The sequence below is a fragment of the Arthrobacter rhizosphaerae genome, assembly GCF_023062595.1.
Classification (GTDB): domain Bacteria; phylum Actinomycetota; class Actinomycetes; order Actinomycetales; family Micrococcaceae; genus Arthrobacter; species Arthrobacter rhizosphaerae.
The window spans coordinates 211,369-227,367 of record NZ_JALLAN010000005.1 but is presented as its reverse complement, the minus strand read 5'-3'; the positions used below and the strand labels follow the sequence as shown (position 1 = coordinate 227,367).

The 15,999-nt window shown below is 61.5% G+C and carries 16 protein-coding genes; 1 reads left to right on the top strand and 15 read right to left on the bottom strand.

The features are described 5' to 3' along the window. Nucleotides 1-35: 35 nt before the first annotated feature. From MU551_RS09180 to MU551_RS09140, 9 genes are all read right to left on the bottom strand, one after another. Entirely contained in the window at nt 36-929 is an 894-nt protein-coding gene (locus MU551_RS09180) for a F0F1 ATP synthase subunit gamma (RefSeq protein ID WP_247042885.1), read from the bottom strand. Between the two features lie 76 nt (nt 930-1,005). Next, nucleotides 1,006-2,643, bottom strand: a complete 1,638-nt coding sequence (atpA, locus tag MU551_RS09175) for a F0F1 ATP synthase subunit alpha (RefSeq protein ID WP_247043166.1) — start codon at nt 2,641-2,643, stop codon at nt 1,006-1,008. 86 nt (nt 2,644-2,729) lie between these two features. Beyond that, nucleotides 2,730-3,557, bottom strand: a complete 828-nt coding sequence (locus MU551_RS09170; protein WP_247042883.1) for a F0F1 ATP synthase subunit delta — start codon at nt 3,555-3,557, stop codon at nt 2,730-2,732. After that, nucleotides 3,557-4,114 (bottom strand): F0F1 ATP synthase subunit B, encoded by a 558-nt coding sequence (locus tag MU551_RS09165; protein WP_247042882.1) that lies wholly within the window; start codon nt 4,112-4,114, stop codon nt 3,557-3,559. Before MU551_RS09165 ends, MU551_RS09170 begins: the two co-directional genes overlap by 1 nt. A 52-nt stretch (nt 4,115-4,166) precedes the next feature. Next, nucleotides 4,167-4,385 carry an ATP synthase F0 subunit C gene (atpE, locus tag MU551_RS09160; RefSeq protein ID WP_011692451.1) on the bottom strand — a complete coding sequence of 73 codons (219 nt, stop codon included), beginning with the start codon at nt 4,383-4,385 and terminating at the stop codon, nt 4,167-4,169. A gap of 79 nt (nt 4,386-4,464) precedes the next feature. After that, nucleotides 4,465-5,265, bottom strand: a complete 801-nt coding sequence (gene atpB / locus MU551_RS09155) for a F0F1 ATP synthase subunit A (protein WP_247042874.1) — start codon at nt 5,263-5,265, stop codon at nt 4,465-4,467. An 81-nt stretch (nt 5,266-5,346) separates the two neighbouring features. After that, on the bottom strand, nt 5,347-5,685 hold the full coding sequence (locus tag MU551_RS09150) for a hypothetical protein (RefSeq protein ID WP_247042871.1): 339 nt from the start codon (nt 5,683-5,685) through the stop codon (nt 5,347-5,349). Further along, nucleotides 5,678-6,163, bottom strand: coding sequence for a Cg1360 family ATP-synthase-associated protein (locus MU551_RS09145; RefSeq protein WP_247042869.1), 486 nt, complete (start codon nt 6,161-6,163; stop codon nt 5,678-5,680). The genes MU551_RS09150 and MU551_RS09145 overlap by 8 nt, the downstream gene beginning before the upstream one ends. Nucleotides 6,164-6,261: 98 nt before the next feature. Then, nucleotides 6,262-7,377 (bottom strand): MraY family glycosyltransferase, encoded by a 1,116-nt coding sequence (locus tag MU551_RS09140; protein WP_247043164.1) that lies wholly within the window; start codon nt 7,375-7,377, stop codon nt 6,262-6,264. Between the two features lie 289 nt (nt 7,378-7,666). On the opposite strand from MU551_RS09140, the gene MU551_RS09135 reads away from it, so the two are divergent. Next, complete coding sequence (locus MU551_RS09135) at nt 7,667-8,563, top strand: glycosyltransferase (RefSeq protein WP_247042863.1); 897 nt, start codon at nt 7,667-7,669, stop codon at nt 8,561-8,563. On the opposite strand, the gene MU551_RS09130 is transcribed toward MU551_RS09135, so the two are convergent. The 6 genes from MU551_RS09130 to thrB all read right to left on the bottom strand — a co-directional run bounded on the left by MU551_RS09130 (nt 8,560) and on the right by thrB (nt 15,992). Next, entirely contained in the window at nt 8,560-9,330 is a 771-nt protein-coding gene (locus MU551_RS09130; RefSeq protein ID WP_247042861.1) for a WecB/TagA/CpsF family glycosyltransferase, read from the bottom strand. The two genes, MU551_RS09135 and MU551_RS09130, sit on opposite strands and share 4 nt — an antisense overlap. Then, nucleotides 9,327-10,256 (bottom strand): L-threonylcarbamoyladenylate synthase, encoded by a 930-nt coding sequence (locus MU551_RS09125; RefSeq protein WP_247042859.1) that lies wholly within the window; start codon nt 10,254-10,256, stop codon nt 9,327-9,329. Before MU551_RS09125 ends, MU551_RS09130 begins: the two co-directional genes overlap by 4 nt. A 4-nt stretch (nt 10,257-10,260) precedes the next feature. Next, a complete protein-coding gene (gene prmC, locus MU551_RS09120) occupies nt 10,261-11,157 on the bottom strand; it encodes a peptide chain release factor N(5)-glutamine methyltransferase (RefSeq protein WP_247042845.1) in 897 nt (298 codons plus the stop codon). Between the two features lies 1 nt (nt 11,158). Then, complete coding sequence (gene prfA / locus MU551_RS09115) at nt 11,159-12,232, bottom strand: peptide chain release factor 1 (RefSeq protein ID WP_247042842.1); 1,074 nt, start codon at nt 12,230-12,232, stop codon at nt 11,159-11,161. 249 nt (nt 12,233-12,481) lie between these two features. Continuing rightward, a complete protein-coding gene (rho, locus tag MU551_RS09110) occupies nt 12,482-14,689 on the bottom strand; it encodes a transcription termination factor Rho (protein ID WP_247042841.1) in 2,208 nt (735 codons plus the stop codon). Nucleotides 14,690-15,026: 337 nt separating this feature from the next. Next, entirely contained in the window at nt 15,027-15,992 is a 966-nt protein-coding gene (thrB, locus tag MU551_RS09105) for a homoserine kinase (protein WP_247042839.1), read from the bottom strand. Nucleotides 15,993-15,999: the final 7 nt, after the last annotated feature.

Sequence of the window (15,999 nt, the reverse complement as noted above, 5' to 3'; positions counted from 1 at the left end):
TTGTGCAGGTACAGCTGGAACAGAGGGTGTGGCGGCTAGGACGCGTTGAGCGCGTCGGCACCGGCCACAATCTCTGAAAGCTCCTGCGTAATCTCAGCCTGGCGGGCAGTGTTGCGCAGACGCGTGTACTTCTTGATGAGGTCTGTAGCGTTGTCGCCGGCAGACTTCATTGCCCGCTGGCGGGCAGCAAGCTCCGAGGCAGCAGCCTGCAACATCGCCGCGAAGAGACGCGATTCGATGTAGCGCGGCAGCAGAGCGTCAAGTACCCGCTCGGTTTCCGGCTCAAACTCGTAGAGCGGCAGGAGCTCCGATTCGGACGCGGCCTGCTCTTCTACAACTTCGAGCGGAAGCAGACGTACGACGGTGGGTTCCTGCGTCACCATGGACTTGAAGCGGGTGTAGACAACGTGGATTTCGTCCACGCCTCCCTCTTCGTAGTCCGTGGCGAAGTCCGCAAGCAGTGCCACGCCAACTTCTTGTGCTGTTTCGAACTCAGGCGCATCAGTGCCGCCGGTCCAAACGCGGGCATATTCGCGGTTCCGGAACTCGAAGTACGCCTGTGCCTTACGGCCTACGAGGTACGTCTTGACTTCCTTGCCTTCGGCGTGAAGCAGTTCGTTAAGCCCCTCCGCCTGCTTGAGCACACTCGCCGAGTATGAACCTGCCAGGCCGCGGTCCGAGGTAATTACCAGGACTGCTGCGCGGCGGATCTGCTCCGGCTCGGTGGTCAACGGGTGGTCGATTTCGCTCTGGCTTGCGACAGCAGAAACAGCGCGGGTGATCGCGTTCGCGTAAGGCAGTGAAGCTGCTACGCGTGCGCGGGCCTTGCCGATGCGCGAGGTAGCGATCAGTTCCATCGCCTTGAAGATCTTGCGCATCGACGTCGTCGAGCTGATCTTCTGGCGGTAGACCCGGATCTGGGCTCCCATACTTATCCTTTCCTAAGATCCCGATGGCCGGGACTGCCGGAACCCCGAGGGGTCCCGGCAGTCCCTGCCAGCGAAACTAGCGCTTCTGCCTGACGATTTTTTCCTGGTCGACCTGAGCCTCATCGATTGCCGAGTGCTCCTCGTGGCCGGCGCCGACCAAGTGGTTGTCGCCCTCCCCGAAGAAGCCCTGCTTGAAGTCCACGATTGCGGTCTTCAGTGCGGCAGCGGTGTCGTCGTCAAGGACGTTGGTCTGTGCAAGCGTGGTCAGGATGGAGGACCGGTGCTTGAGGTGCTCCAGGAAGCCTGACTCAAAGCGGCTGATGTCTTCCACGGGAACGTCGTCGAGGTAGCCGTTGGTGCCTGCCCAAATGGAGACAACCTGGTCCTCTACCGGGAACGGCGCGTACTGGCCCTGCTTGAGCAGCTCCATGAGGCGTGCACCACGGGTCAACTGCTGGCGAGAGGCAGCGTCGAGGTCCGAGGCGAACATGGCGAAGGCCTGCATGTCGCGGTACTGGGCCAGGTCCAGCTTCAAGGTACCGGAGACCTTCTTCATGGACTTGACCTGCGCGGCACCGCCAACGCGGGACACAGAAACACCCACGTCAACAGCAGGACGCTGGTTGGCGTTGAAGAGATCCGACTGGAGGAAGATCTGACCGTCAGTAATGGAAATTACGTTGGTCGGAATGTAAGCCGAGACGTCGTTTGCCTTCGTCTCGATCAGGGGCAGCCCGGTCATGGAGCCTGCACCGAGCTCATCAGAGAGCTTGGCACAACGCTCCAGAAGGCGGGAGTGCAAGTAGAAAACGTCGCCCGGGTAAGCTTCGCGTCCCGGCGGACGGCGGAGCAGCAGCGAAACTGCACGGTAAGCCTCAGCCTGCTTGGACAGGTCATCAAACACGATGAGGACGTGCTTGCCGCCGTACATCCAGTGCTGGCCAATAGCAGAACCTGCATACGGTGCCAGGTACTTGAAGCCTGCGGGGTCCGAAGCCGGGGAAGCCACGATGGTGGTGTATTCCAGCGCGCCATTGTCCTCGAGGGTCTGGCGGATGGCGGCAATCGTCGATGCCTTCTGGCCGATGGCGACGTAGATGCAGCGAACCTGCTTGGTCACATCTCCGGAAGCCCAGTTGGCCTTCTGGTTGATGATCGTGTCAATGGCGATTGCCGACTTACCAGTCTGGCGGTCACCAATGATCAGCTGGCGCTGGCCACGGCCGATCGGAATCATGGCGTCGATTGCCTTCAGGCCGGTCTGCATGGGTTCGTGCACAGACTTGCGCTGCGTAACGCCCGGAGCCTGGAGTTCCAGGGCACGGGTGGTCTCGGCCTTGATTTCGCCGAGGTCGTCGATGGGCACGCCCAGCGGGTCAACAACACGGCCGAGGAAGGCGTCGCCAACGGGGACAGACAGAACCTGACCCGTACGGTGAACTTCCTGGCCTTCTTCAATCCCGGTGAAGTCACCGAGGACAATGACACCGATCTCGCGGACGTCGAGGTTCTGGGCGAGGCCCAGAGTGCCGTCTTCGAAGCGAAGCAGCTCGTTCGCCATGACCGAGGGAAGGCCCTCAACACGGGCGATGCCGTCACTTGCGGTGGTCACGCGGCCGACCTCTACGCGCTCTGCGTTTCCGGGTTCGTAGGACGCCGCGAACTCGTTCAGCGCATTACGGACGTCGTCGGCGTTGATGGTCAATTCGGCCATCTGCAGTCCCTGCTCTCCTGTTTTCGTGATCATCGTTGCTCACGATGACCGGGGTTTCTATCAGTAAGGTTTGTGCTTTGTCCGGTTTAGCCGGCGAGCTGACGGTGCAACTGGCCCAAACGGGTGACAACAGAAGCGTCAACAACTTCGTCGCCCACCTGGATCCGGATACCGCCAATGAGGGTCGGGTCAACACTGATGTTGACCTTGAGCTCGCGCCCGTAGAGGGCGTTGAGCCCCGCCTGCAGCCTGCCGGCCTGCGTCTCCGTCAGCGGACGGGTAACGCTCACCGTTGCGATCCAACGCTGCTGGCGCTTGGCTGCCAACTCCGCAAACCGTGCCACAAGCCGGGTGGGCTTGATGCCGCGAGGCTGGGATACAGCCTGGCCGATCAGGACCTTTGCTTCTTCGCCTGCTCCAGGAACAAGCTTTTCGGCCAAAGTTACCTTCGCTGCAGCGCTTGCTTGCGGCTCGGACAGAGCACGCTGTACCTCGTGGTTGGAGGCAACGGCCTGGTTGAAGGAGAAAAGATCATTCTCCAGCTCTTCCAGCCCGGTGATCCCTGAGGCAGAGACGGCCGACTTGTTTTCAGCGACGGCGATAACCACCGAAGCGGCAAGGGTCTCGAGTGCATCGCCAATATCGCGTGCCGACGCCCAGCGTGAGCTGACCAGTCCGCTCACGATTTCGACAGCATCAGCGGATACTTTTCCGCTGAAAAGCTGCCGGACCAGCGCCGCCTTTTCTTCGCCGTTGCGGGAGGGGTCAGTAAGCGCACGCCGCAAGCCAGCCGACGTGTCTACCGTTCCCAAAATGCCGAAGAGTTCTTTAGCCAACTGCAGCGAAGCCGTAGGAAGCTTGGCTTCCAACGCCGCCAGCGCCTTGGTCAGCGATTCGCTCGATACACCTGCCATTACTTAGCTGCACCTGCGTTCTGGCTCTCCAGTTCTGCCAGGAAGCGGTCAACCACGCGGGCGGCCCGCTGGTCGTCATCGAGGGCTTCGCCCACAATGCGTCCGGCGAGAGTTGTGGCCAGCGTGCCAACCTCCGAACGCAGGGCGACAACAGCCGCCTGGCGTTCTGATTCGATCTGCGTGTGAGCCTGAGCGGTGATGCGCGCAGACTCGGCAGCGGCCTTTTCCTTCAGATCCGCAAGGATCTGGGCACCTTCTGCGCGGGCTTCTTCGCGGATGCGGTTAGCTTCGGCACGGGCGTCGGTGAGCTGCTGCTTGTACTCTTCGAGTGCGGCAGAGGCTTCAGCCTGGGCCTTTTCAGCCTTGGCAATGCCGCCTTCGATCGCCTCGGCGCGCTCTGCAAACGTCTTCTCGAACATCGGGACAACAAACTTGACCACGATGAACATGAGGAGTGCAAAGCCAACGAGAACGACGAACATTTCCCACAGGTTGGGCACCAGCGGGTTGGCTGCCTCGCCGCCTTCAGTGGCGGCTGAGATGATCAGCTGATTCATATTTCACCCGTCCTTATCTTCTCGGTTCTGAATTGTCGCTTCGTTCTGAGGACTAGCTCAGGACGAAGGCGAAGACCAGGCCGAGGATGGCGAGGGCTTCAGTCAGCGCGAGGCCGAGGAATGCGATCGGCTGGAGAACGCGCTGGGCTTCCGGCTGACGTGCCACACCGTTGATGTAAGCGGCGAACACGAGACCAACACCGATACCACCGCCGATTGCGGAGAGACCGTAGCCGATGAGGTTGAGGGAGCCGTTGATGGAGCCTTCCATTTTTCTTCCTTTCAAGATGCCACCCGTGTGGCAGGTTGTTTGGGTTGCTTCATCCCCGCGAGGGGAAGTTTGTGGGTGCCTAGTGGCTGTCGGCGTGCAGTGCGCCTTCGATGTAAATCGCGGTCAGCAGCGTAAAGACGTAAGCCTGCAGCACCATGATCAAGGCCTCGAGCATGTACATGGCGATCGCACCTGCCAGCACAAGCACCGACGTGCCCTGGAGCAGGATGTTTTCCTGCGACACGAGGAATTCGATGCCATAGCCGGCAATCATCACGATGAGGTGGCCGGCGAGCATGGTGGCAAAAAGACGGAGGCTGTGCGTCACCGGTCGAACCACGAAGTTGGAGATGATCTCGATCGGGACGACGATGGGCAGGATGTAGAACGGAACACCTGACGGAACGGTTGCCAGCTTGAAGTACTTGACACCGTTCTTCTTGATGCCGATGGCAATCCAGGTGATGTAAACAATGCCTGCGAGGACGTAAGCGCCGCCGACGTGGGAGAACGTGGGCAACTGGAACAGCGGGATTGCGCCGTAGATGTTGTTCACGAGGATGAAGAAGAAGAGGCTGAACAACAGCGGCACGTACTTCATGAAGTCTTTGCCGCCAATGATGTCCTTGGCGATACTGTTGCGGACGAAGCCGTAGGCCATTTCGCCAGCGAACTGAAGCTTGCCTGGAACCAACTGCTGCTTGCGGGCCGCAAGCACAAAGAAGGTGGCAATGATGACTACAGACAACAGAACCAGCAGCATCTGCTTGGAGAATCCGTCTGCCGCACCCCACGGCAGGATTGCCGGCAGATGCATTTCGTTAATTCCAGGAGGAGTGAACTCTCCTGAATCTTGGGCCGGGAGCGCAAGCGCGATCAACGCGTTTCCTCTCTGCAGTGTCCGTCATTGGGCGTTGGTAGGGGTCCGGCGAAGTTCGTATCCGCGTCCCCCGTTGTGAAATTATTTGGCATTACTGTTCCCATCATCGGACGGGCCGCTGGAAGCATTGCTCTCACCAGTAGTTTTTCGTGAACTGGTAAGGCCATGCATATGGGAAAGATAGAACCCTCCCGCGGCTCCAAGCAGAGCGCCAGCGAGCACAATCCAGCGGGTTCCCCACAGATTATCCAGACCCCACCCTATCAAACTCCAGACGATGATTCCGCCAATTATGTAGCTGAAGACGGCAATTCCAGCGTTGTATCCGCCGTCGCGACCGTCGGCTGATACACCGGGAGCACCGGTGCCTCTGCGGGGCGTTGCGGGACGAAGTTTGCGTCCTGATTTGCGACTAGTCATCACTGCCGCCTTTGATGGATGAGGGGTCATTATAGATTTGCAGGCGCGCTTTACTGAAGCCACGGATTTCTGCGGCTTGCCAGATCACCACAGCCACGACAGCACCGATCAGGAACCAGCGTTCGTGCAGCCATTCGGGCTCGCCGACTACAAAAAGGACGACCGCGAAGCCGACCACTTTGACGAAATATGTGGCTACGAAAAGGCCGACAGCTCCCGAAGGATTTGACTGGCCAACAAAATGGCCAATCAGAAGGCTGATTGCAAAAAAGACCATGACCAGCGCTCCACCGAAACTGCTCGAGAGCAGTGCGTTGGAGCCGTTGAAAGCGAGTGCGATCAGACTTGTGATGAGGACGGCCGCAGCAGCTGCGGCAGAACTCAGCACTAACAAGCGAAGCCACAAAGACCTTGCGGGGCCGGAGACGCCAACGGCGGCTTTGCCGGACGAACGTCCGTGCTCGGCGTTGGAGGTCATCAGATCCCAATCGTCGGTGCCTGCTGATGGCGTGATGGAGTGGCAGCTTTGGCTGCCCTCAAATTCTACACGAGATAGAAATTATTACTGAACCGCTGTCACACAGACGCCCCGTTGCCGCGCCGGCTCAAATATGGCCATGCCGTGACGAGAGCCATTCCCAGCGTGAGGAACAGGTCAACCGCAAGGACAATCTGCCACGGGAACACTGCGAAGGCCAGTCCCCCAAAGGCAAGAATGCAGGTCCATACGTACATCAGCAGGACTGTCGTGCGGTGAGCGTAGCCAATGTCCATCAGCCTGTGGTGCAGATGGCCACGGTCCGCAGACCACGGAGAACGGCCGTTCGCCGTGCGTCTCACCACCGCCAGGCCGAGGTCCAGCAGCGGCAGGAAGAGCACCGCGAACGGAAGCAGGATGGGAATGATGGTGGGGATACCGTTGGCCCGGTCATACAGCCCGGAGGTGATCTGGCCTGTTGCCACGATGCCCGCCGATGCCATCAGGAGTCCGATCAACATCGCCCCGGAGTCTCCCATGAAGATTTTGGACGGGAACCAGTTGTGGGGCAGGAACCCGATGCAGCTTCCTACAAGCACCGCAGTGAGAAGCGTAGCCAGGTCGGAGTTGTCAGTCTGCGGATTGTTTCTGTGAACCCAATAGGCCGTCAGGAAGAAGGCTGCCCCGCCGATGATAGCCACTCCGGCAGCCAGGCCGTCCAACCCGTCGATGAAGTTGAAGGCATTCATGGTGGTCACGATCAATCCGGCCGTCAGGATAATGCTGACAAGTTCGGAGCCGATGTGGATGGGCTGTTCGGAGATAAACGGAATGACCGTCATGCGGACACCCCACACTGCCACGACCAGTGCCGCGGCGCTTTGGCCAATGAGCTTGATCCACCAGCGCAGGTCCAGGAGGTCATCGGCCACTCCCACGAAGACGATGACTATTGCTCCGGCGATGACTCCCCAAGGGGCGTCATTGTTCCGGAAGATGTCCTTGACGAAGGTGGACTGACTGGCCACGATCAGGGCAACCAGGCAGCCAGCAAAGATGCCCACACCGCCAAGCCTGGAAACCTGATGCGAGTGCATGTCCCGGCTCCTGATGGGCATGAACAGCTCAAGGCGATTGCCTACGAACCGCGCCCCCCACGTGGCCGAGTACGAAACTATGGCAGCGGTAAGCCCCATAAGCAGGTACATGATCACGAGGCGGCTCCAGGCTGCAGTGCCAATGCGGCCGCAGGCGATGACGAATCCACGGCCCGAGGGCGCGCCACAGCGGGGCATCCTGGGATTCGCGGGCTCAATGGATGTATGTCTGATTCTTGATTAATGGAAGTTCTCCGTTGCCATGCCTGCGCAGGCGGTGCGTCATGCCACTTAGGGCTGTAATACAGTGGACTCTATTCAAGATACTAATGCCAACGGCTGCATGGCTCGCGTCACACGGCCGAGTGACGCCCTAAGCGCCACGCCGTGACGAAAGGAAACCGCGATGCCCTCGTCGGTTGCAGTAGCCGCAGTAACGTTTGACCGGCCCGGGGAACTCGCAGTACTTCTGAACGCAATCAACAGCCAGACAGCACCGGTCGAGAGCATCTGCCTAGTAGACAGCGGCACCATACCGGCCAGGGATGTGGCTGAGTCCCATAAGAACGTTGACTACATCCGATCAGAGGCTAACCTCGGCGGCGCCGGCGGATTTTCTCTCGCCGTGCTCAAGGCGATGGCCAGCGGTGCCCGCTGGATCTGGATGATGGACGACGACGCCGAGCCGGGGGACCCTGAATGCCTCGCAACCCTGATTCAGGAGGCGGAGTCGCGTGACCTCGAAGCGGTGGTCCCGTTGGTGCTGGCTCCGGGAGAGCCTGATTGGCTCTCCTTTTTCTTCCGTCTCGACGGCAAGGTAACCCACAGCCGCGCTGAAGTTGAAAAGATCGGCTTTCTCCCGAATAACGGACACTTTTTCAACGGTGCCTTGATCCGGTCGGATGTGTTCTTCAAGGTCGGGCTGCCCGATATAAGACTGTTCATCCGGGGCGACGAGGTGGATTTCACCATCAGGCTGCGCAAGGCCGGGATCCGTTTCGGCACCGTGACCACAGCAAGCATCACCCACCCGCATGCCCTCTCCGAGACACAACATGTCTTTGGCCCTCGCTGGCACGTCATCGTTCCCGAGGGCGCCTTCAAGCGCTACTACTACTACCGGAACCGCGGCTACCTCATCAGGCGATACTTCAGGGTGAAATCCCTCGTGGCCGACGTCGGAGGCTATCTGGGCTATTTCCTGAGCAGGGGTGACCTTCGGGGTCTGAGGGACTGGTTCCGTGCCTTCTCCCTTGGCCTCCGGGGCAAAGGCTTCGCCCGCCTGGAGGATCAGAACTTCTAGCGGCGGAGGCTCAGCCGCCTGCGGACAAGAAGCGCCAGCAGTACCCAGGGTTCGCCGAACACCCGGTAAGCCACGCGGCGCGGGTGGAGCATGAGCCGCCACGCCCACTCCAGGCCCATCCGGCCAAGCCATCGCGGCGCGAGCTTCTGGATACCGGCCAATTGTTCAATGGCTCCGCCCACGGTGCAGTACACCGCCGGAGGCAAGGACTCCAAAGTGCGTTGCAGTACCGCCTCCTGCAGCGGCATCCCCAATCCGACCAGAACCAGTTGCGGCCGGAACGTCTGGAGCCAGGCGACGGCGTCGTCCTCCTTCGCAGGGTTCCACGCCTCCCCCGGCATGCCGGCTACATCTGCACCGGGAACCAGTGCCTTGAGCCGCGCTACTGCACCATCGTTGGCCTGCTGCCCTGCCCCCAGGACCGCAATCCGTTCAAGCCCGGGAACAGTCCCCAGTGCAGGTATCCAGTCAGTGGACCCCAGACGGTAGGACATGAGGGACGCTTCGGATTCCGGACGCTCTTTCCGGCCCTTGCCCCACAGCCAAAGGAGCGGAGCACCGTCCAGAAGCACCACGTCGCTGCGCTCGTAGAGCTCTCGGAACCAGGAGTCAGAAAGCGTCAGAGTGACGCTGTGCAGATTGTGCCCGACGACGGTCCGGGTTGTTCCGTCGTCGATGAAGGCGGCCAGGACGTCAATCAGTTCGCCGACGGTCAGCGGCGTAGCGTCAACGCCAAGCACCGGGATCTGTTCGCGGACAAGGTTCATCGCTCGTCGCGTCCACTTGTGGGCGCGCTCCCCTGCTTCTCTGCCGGGTCAGTCTCTCTTTGCTGCGCCTCAACGTCAGGGGTATCTGCTGCTCCAGGCTCGGTCTCAGGGGCGGCTTCCTCCGGACTCACAGGCTCGGGAGCCTCCGCTGCTACAACGTCGGCTTCAGGGGAGGCTTCCTCCGGGCTCGCAGCCTCGGGAGCCTCTGCTGCAGGCAACTCCGCCTCAGGTGCCTCTGCCTCAGGAACATTCTGTTCCGGCGCTTCCTCCCCCAGCCCCAGGACTCCGGGCACAACCTCGCGCAACCGCTCCAAACTGACTGCCCCATCCCGGACGACCCGCAATGGAAGGGAGGTTGCATCAACAATGGTGGATGGCACCGCGTCGGATGCGCCCTCGGGACGAAGGCCGTCCTCGAGGTAGACCTCTACGGACTCTGCCAACTGCTCCCGGGCCTCTCCCGCTGTGCGGGCCGCTGGCTGGCCAGTCCTGTTCGCCGAAGAAACCGCTAACGGCCCGGTGAGGTTCAGCAGATCCCTGGCAAGTTCGTCCGCCGGTATCCTCAGCGCCACGGTGCCTTGGGTTTCGCCGAGATCCCAGTCAAGTGAGGGCTGGGCGTGGAGGATCAAAGTCAGTCCTCCGGGCCAGAACGCCTCGGCAAGCTTCCGCGCCTCGGCTGGAACATCAGTTGCCAGGCCGTCCAGGGCATTGAGCCGTGGAATAAGGACAGGCGGAGGCATCTGCCGGCCGCGGCCCTTGGATACGAGGAGCATGGTCACAGCCTGCGGAGAAAAGGCATCGGCCGCGATCCCGTAGACGGTGTCGGTGGGCAGCACCACGCATTTGTTTTCCCGGATCGCACGCTGGGCATGCTGCAGTCCTTCGTAGCGCTCAGTGGAAGCGGTGCAGTTGTAGGTTGTGGTCACGGCCCTATTCTTTCATCAGCGGCGGAGTGGATTCCGCCAGGACGGCGCTTGTGGCCCTTTCCTTACCGTTGAGGTCACGGTGGGACGTGATTTCTGACCACAGTCCCGTCCTTTTAAGCATGGTGGCGATCCAGCCGGATTGGACTTCCGCATGCTCCATGACAAAGTAGCCGCCGGGAACCAGAAGCCTCGCGGCAGAGGCGGCGGCCGCCGTCGGAAGTTCCATGCCGTCGACTCCCCCGCCGTACAGAGCCTCCGGCGGATCATGAAGGGCCACTTCGGGTTCGTTCGGGATGGCTTCCGACGGGATGTACGGCGGGTTGGAGACGACGACGTCGAATGTCCCGCTGCGCTCCGGCAGCGCATCCCGCAGGTCTCCCCTGACGAGTTCAACGCCAAGTGGGGCAAGATTCTTCTGGGCCCAGGCGTGCGCGAACTCGCTGAACTCGACGGCTACAACTTCAGCACCCGGAACTTCGTGGGCAATTGATCCGGCAATTGCACCGGAACCTGTTCCCAGATCGACGACCCTGGGCCGGGCCATCCCCTCAAGGCGGTCGATCACCAGCTGAACCACAGATTCCGTTTCAGGTCGGGGGACAAAGACGCCCGGCCCGACGGCGAGCTGCAGGTAGCGGAAATGTGCAACGCCGGTGATGTGCTGGAGCGGAACACGCTGCGCGCGCTCGGCTACCAGCTCGGCGTATCCTTCCGGGGCCCGGGAATCGCTGAGGAGCAGGGCACGAAGCCGTCCCAACCCCACATTAAGCAGGTGCTCAGCCAGCAATTCGGCGTCAACCCGGGGGCTGGGTACACCGGCGGCGGCAAGAATGGCCGTGGCCTTACGAACGGCTTCCGCGAGGGACAACTCCGGGCCGATCGGCCCCGGGACCTCACTCAAGTTATTCCCCGATAGCGTCGAGGCGTGCCTGTTCGTCCATCTCAATGGCCGACTGGATGACCGGCTCCAAATCGCCGTTCATCACCTGATCCAGGTTGTACGCCTTGTACCCGGTGCGGTGATCTGCAATGCGGTTCTCGGGATAGTTATAGGTACGGATGCGCTCGGAGCGGTCCATGGTGCGGATCTGGGACTTACGCTGGGCAGAGTTTTCCGCATCGATCTGTTCCTGCTGATGGGCCAGGATCCGGGCACGGAGTACCCGCATGCCTGCTTCACGGTTCTGCAGCTGCGATTTCTCATTCTGCATGGCCACCACGATCCCTGTTGGCAGGTGGGTGAGGCGAACGGCGGAGTCGGTGGTGTTAACAGACTGTCCGCCCGGACCTGAGGACCGGTAGACGTCGATCTTGAGGTCGTTGGGGCTGATCTCAAGCTCTTCGGGCTCGTCAACTTCAGGCAACACCAACACCCCTGCGGCGGAGGTGTGGATACGGCCTTGGGATTCGGTCACGGGAACACGCTGGACCCGGTGGACGCCGCCTTCGAACTTGAGCCTGGCGTACACCCCTTCGGCAGGATCATTGGAGTTGCCCTTGACCGCCATCTGGACGTCCTTGTAACCGCCCAAATCGGATTCAGTTGCCGAGATAAGCTCTGTCTTCCAGCCACGGGATTCGGCGTAGCGCACGTACATACGGAGCAGGTCACCGGCGAACAGGGCAGCCTCGTCGCCACCTTCACCGCCCTTGACCTCCAGGATGACGTTGCGGGCATCGTCCGGATCCCTGGGTATGAGCAGCCGCCGCAGGTTTGCGGCCGCTGACTCCAGGGCTTCCTCAAGCTGCGGTACTTCTGCCGCGAACTCGGGGTCCTCCGCAGCCATTTCCTTCGCAGCGGCCAGATCATCCTGGATGGAATGCCAACGCTGATAAGCCTCAACAATGCCGTTCAACTGGGCAGACCGCCGCCCCAGCTTCCGTGCCAGCCGCGGGTCAGCATAAACAGCAGGATCCCCCAGCTGCGCCTGAATAGCATCATGCTCATCCAACAGGCCCTGTACGGACTCAAACATTCTCAAAACCTCTTTCGACGCCGTGTGTACAAGTCTAGTGATGCTCACAGCGGTAAGTGACGGGTGGGACCGCCGTCGGGTATTTTTGCCGGCCAGGGAGTGGCATCGGGCCTGTCGGAGCGTTGTGGCTGACGTACGCAGTACTTCAGCCACAACGCGAAGGGGCGGGGCCGGTAAAATATCCGGCGGCCCCCGAACGACAAAGGGGCGGGGCCGGCAAAATATGCGACGGCCCCACCCCCAGCTCAACTACTTGTCGTTATCCGACTTTGCGCCAAGCGTCGTCTTCTGAACCTGCATGAGGAACTCGACGTTGCTTTGAGTTTCCCGGATCTTGTTGGTCAGCAGTTCAAGGCTCTGCTGGGTCTCGAGTCCGGAGAGGACGCGGCGCAGCTTCCACATGATCTTGACTTCCTCGGGGGAAAGCAGGTTCTCTTCACGACGGGTACCGGACGCATTGACGTCCACCGCCGGGAAGATGCGCTTGTCAGCCAGCTGGCGGGACAGGCGGAGCTCCATGTTGCCGGTGCCCTTGAACTCTTCGAAGATGACCTCGTCCATCTTGGATCCGGTCTCCACGAGGGCCGTTGCCAGGATAGTCAACGAGCCGCCGTTTTCGATGTTGCGGGCGGCGCCAAAGAAGCGCTTCGGCGGGTAGAGCGCGGCGGAATCCACGCCACCGGACAGGATGCGGCCGGAGGCCGGTGCTGCCAGGTTGTAAGCGCGGCCGAGGCGTGTCATGGAATCGAGGAGCACCACAACGTCCATGCCCATTTCAACCAGGCGCTTGGCTCGCTCGATGGACAGCTCGGCCACAGTGGTGTGGTCGTCGGCGGGTCGGTCGAAGGTGGAGGCAATAACCTCACCCTTGACGGTGCGCTGCATGTCGGTGACTTCTTCAGGACGTTCGTCAACAAGCACCATCATGAGGTGAACCTCAGGATTGTTGGTGGTGATGGCGTTGGCGATCGACTGGAGGATGAGCGTCTTACCGGCCTTGGGCGGCGAGACAATGAGACCGCGCTGGCCCTTGCCGATGGGAGCGACCAAGTCGATGACACGGGGGCCGATCTTCTTGGGGTCCGTCTCCAGGCGCAGACGCTCGGACGGGTAGAGCGGAACCAGCTTGGCGAACTCGACGCGATCCCTGAGCTCTTCCGGGGTCTTGCCGTTGACGGACGTGACGCGCACCAGTGCGTTGAACTTCTGACGGGCAGTCTGCTGGCTGCGATCCTCGCCGTCACGCGGGGCGCGGATGGCTCCGACCACTGCGTCGCCTTTGCGCAGGCTGTACTTCTTGACCTGGGCGAGAGACACGTAGACGTCGTTGGGGCCCGGGAGGTAGCCCGAGGTGCGGATGAACGCGTAGTTCTCCAGTACGTCCAGGATGCCGGCTACGGGCAGCAGGACATCGTCCTCGGTGACCTCGACGTCGTCGACGTCCGGTCCCTGGCTGCGACCGCGACGGCGTTCGTTACGGTCGCGGAAGCGGTCGTTGCGGGAGTTGTTGTCCCGGCTGTCCCTGCTGTCGCGGCTGTCCCTGTTGTCGGATCGGTCGTTTCGGTCGCGACGGTTGCGGCGGTTCCTGCGGCTGCCGCCGTCGGAATCATCGTTGTCGCGGTTGTCATCGCGGCGGGTGTCAGGACGTGTGTCCTGACGGTTGTTTTCGCGGGTGCCTGCAGAATCGCCTGTGTCGCGGGCGCCACGGCCACGGGTGTTTTCGCGACGGTCGTTGCGCTGGGCGCCTTCGCCGGATTCGCCCTGCTCAGCAGTGCGCTGTTCAGTTCCGCGCTGCTCAGGTGCACGCTGTTCAGTTCCGCGCTGCTCAGGTGCACGCTGTTCAGTTGCACGATCCTCGACCGCAGGCTGCTCAGACGGAGCTTCCAGGCTTTCAGAAGGTTGAGCCGTAGCCGCTGCTTCTCCGCGGCGGCGATTGCGGGTGCGCGGCTGACGACGTTCGCTGGCACCATCCACGGAGGGCGCTTCTACGGTTGCGGCCTGCCTGGCTGCAGCCGGAACCTCAACAGGTGCCGCCTCCGGTGCCGGGGCTTCCGCACCCGGTGCGCTGACCACACCGTCGCTTCCGGCGCGACGGCTGCGGCCGCGTCCACGTGCTTTCGTGGTGTCCGCGGCAGGGCTTTCCTGAGCTGGTGCTGCGGGTGCTTCGGTTGCGGCAACGGGGGCCGGGGCAGAGGAAGCTACGGAGTTGTCCCGCGCTTTCTCGGCCGAACGGGCCGGAGCCTTGCTCGCCGAAGAACCTGCACGGTGGGCGGAAATGGCCGTAACCAGATCCCCCTTGCGCATGCGGGATCCGCCGGAGATGCCCAATTGACTGGCGAGAGCCTGCAATTGGGCGAGCTTGAGGCCTGCAAGGCCACTGCTCTTGGGTGCGGCCGTTGATGCAGCAGCAGAAGATGATGTATCCACAGCTGGCGACAGCTCAGTGGTTTCGGTCACGAAGGATCCTTCCCCCTCGACGGCGTCCAGACTGGGAGCTGGACGCGATGATTGATCTGGGCTGCAGTTCAGATCTGCAGCCGGGATTTCGGCCTTGCCGGATGGATTTCGGCCAGCAGGGCCGGATACTGATTCACCTGGAGTGTTCCGGATATGCGGAACGAAGGACTGGTCAGGGGTGCAGAGATGTTCTGCAGATTCCTGCTACAGACCAAAGCAGGTGGCACCGGAAAATATAGCGCAGTAGAAGATCGGAGCAGCAGATGCGAGACAGGCAACATGGCCAACATCGGGTGTCCCTGACTGCCTGCTTACCGCCTGCTTACTGCCTGCGGAATTACCGCCGGTGCAAGTCCACTTTAGCACCTTCGACGTCCACAGCCAGCTTCATCACGCGCCAGGCGACATCCGGCGTGTTCTCTGACGTGTAGCGTCTGATGAATTCCAGGCTGGCTTCGGCTTCGGCTTCGCCGTTGGCCAGGACCAGAACCGTGGGGCCCGCGCCGGAAACAACCGCGGCATGGCCTGCTGCCCGGAGGGCACCAAGCAATCCCGCACTGGGACGCATTGCCTCCGCCCGATAGCTCTGGTGCAGGTAGTCTTCAGTCCCTGCCAGCAGGAACTCCGGCTTCTGTGTTAATGCGTGGATCAACAACGCTGCCCGCCCCGAGTTCATAGCTGCCGCGTGGTGACCGATCGAGGCAGGAAGCAAAGCCCGCGCCGCCTCGGTTGAGAGTTCATAGTCGGGCACGGCGACGATCGGTACAACCTGCGGTGACACCTCGGCGCAGGTGCTGCTGTACTGGTCACTGTCCTGCCATGACAACGCCAGTCCGCCGAACAAGGCGGGAGCGACGTTGTCGGGATGGCCTTCCATCTCGCTGGTGACCTGAAGAATCCACGCGCGGTCGCGTTGGGAAGGAGCAGGTACGAGCGCGTTGGCCGCAACAACAGCTGCAACCACGGCGCAGGCCGATGAGCCAAGCCCGCGGCCGTGGGGATTGACGTTATTGGCAATGATCCTCAGGCCCGCATGACGGAACCCCAGGCGCGCGAGCGCTGCAGTGATGGCCTTGACCACGAGGTGGCTCGCATCGCGGGGAAGGGTTTCAGCACCCTCACCCGCGAGTTCGAAGAGAAGTTCTCCGGTGTCCAGAGTCTCCACCGTGAGAGTGTCGTACAAGGACAGAGCCAAACCCAGGCTGTCGTAGCCGGGTCCCAGGTTAGCGCTGGTGGCAGGAACCCGGACAGTGACCTGCTGTCCCGCAGCGATGGCGGGCGATTCCGCGTCAGCCCTAAGCATCGTTTCC

What these genes read in the sequence shown, in the direction of transcription:
- MU551_RS09170 (WP_247042883.1), bottom strand. Translation starts at nt 3,557, where the DNA reads ATGGCAGGTGTATCGAGCGAATCGCTGACCAAGGCGCTGGCGGCGTTG.
- prfA (WP_247042842.1), bottom strand. Translation starts at nt 12,232, where the DNA reads ATGTTTGAGTCCGTACAGGGCCTGTTGGATGAGCATGATGCTATTCAG.
- MU551_RS09145 (WP_247042869.1), bottom strand. Translation starts at nt 6,163, where the DNA reads ATGACCTCCAACGCCGAGCACGGACGTTCGTCCGGCAAAGCCGCCGTT.
- MU551_RS09165 (WP_247042882.1), bottom strand. Translation starts at nt 4,114, where the DNA reads ATGAATCAGCTGATCATCTCAGCCGCCACTGAAGGCGGCGAGGCAGCC.
- MU551_RS09135 (WP_247042863.1), top strand. Translation starts at nt 7,667, where the DNA reads ATGCCCTCGTCGGTTGCAGTAGCCGCAGTAACGTTTGACCGGCCCGGG.
- MU551_RS09150 (WP_247042871.1), bottom strand. Translation starts at nt 5,685, where the DNA reads ATGACTAGTCGCAAATCAGGACGCAAACTTCGTCCCGCAACGCCCCGC.
- MU551_RS09180 (WP_247042885.1), bottom strand. Translation starts at nt 929, where the DNA reads ATGGGAGCCCAGATCCGGGTCTACCGCCAGAAGATCAGCTCGACGACG.
- MU551_RS09130 (WP_247042861.1), bottom strand. Translation starts at nt 9,330, where the DNA reads ATGAACCTTGTCCGCGAACAGATCCCGGTGCTTGGCGTTGACGCTACG.
- thrB (WP_247042839.1), bottom strand. Translation starts at nt 15,992, where the DNA reads ATGCTTAGGGCTGACGCGGAATCGCCCGCCATCGCTGCGGGACAGCAG.
- atpA (WP_247043166.1), bottom strand. Translation starts at nt 2,643, where the DNA reads ATGGCCGAATTGACCATCAACGCCGACGACGTCCGTAATGCGCTGAAC.
- atpE (WP_011692451.1), bottom strand. Translation starts at nt 4,385, where the DNA reads ATGGAAGGCTCCATCAACGGCTCCCTCAACCTCATCGGCTACGGTCTC.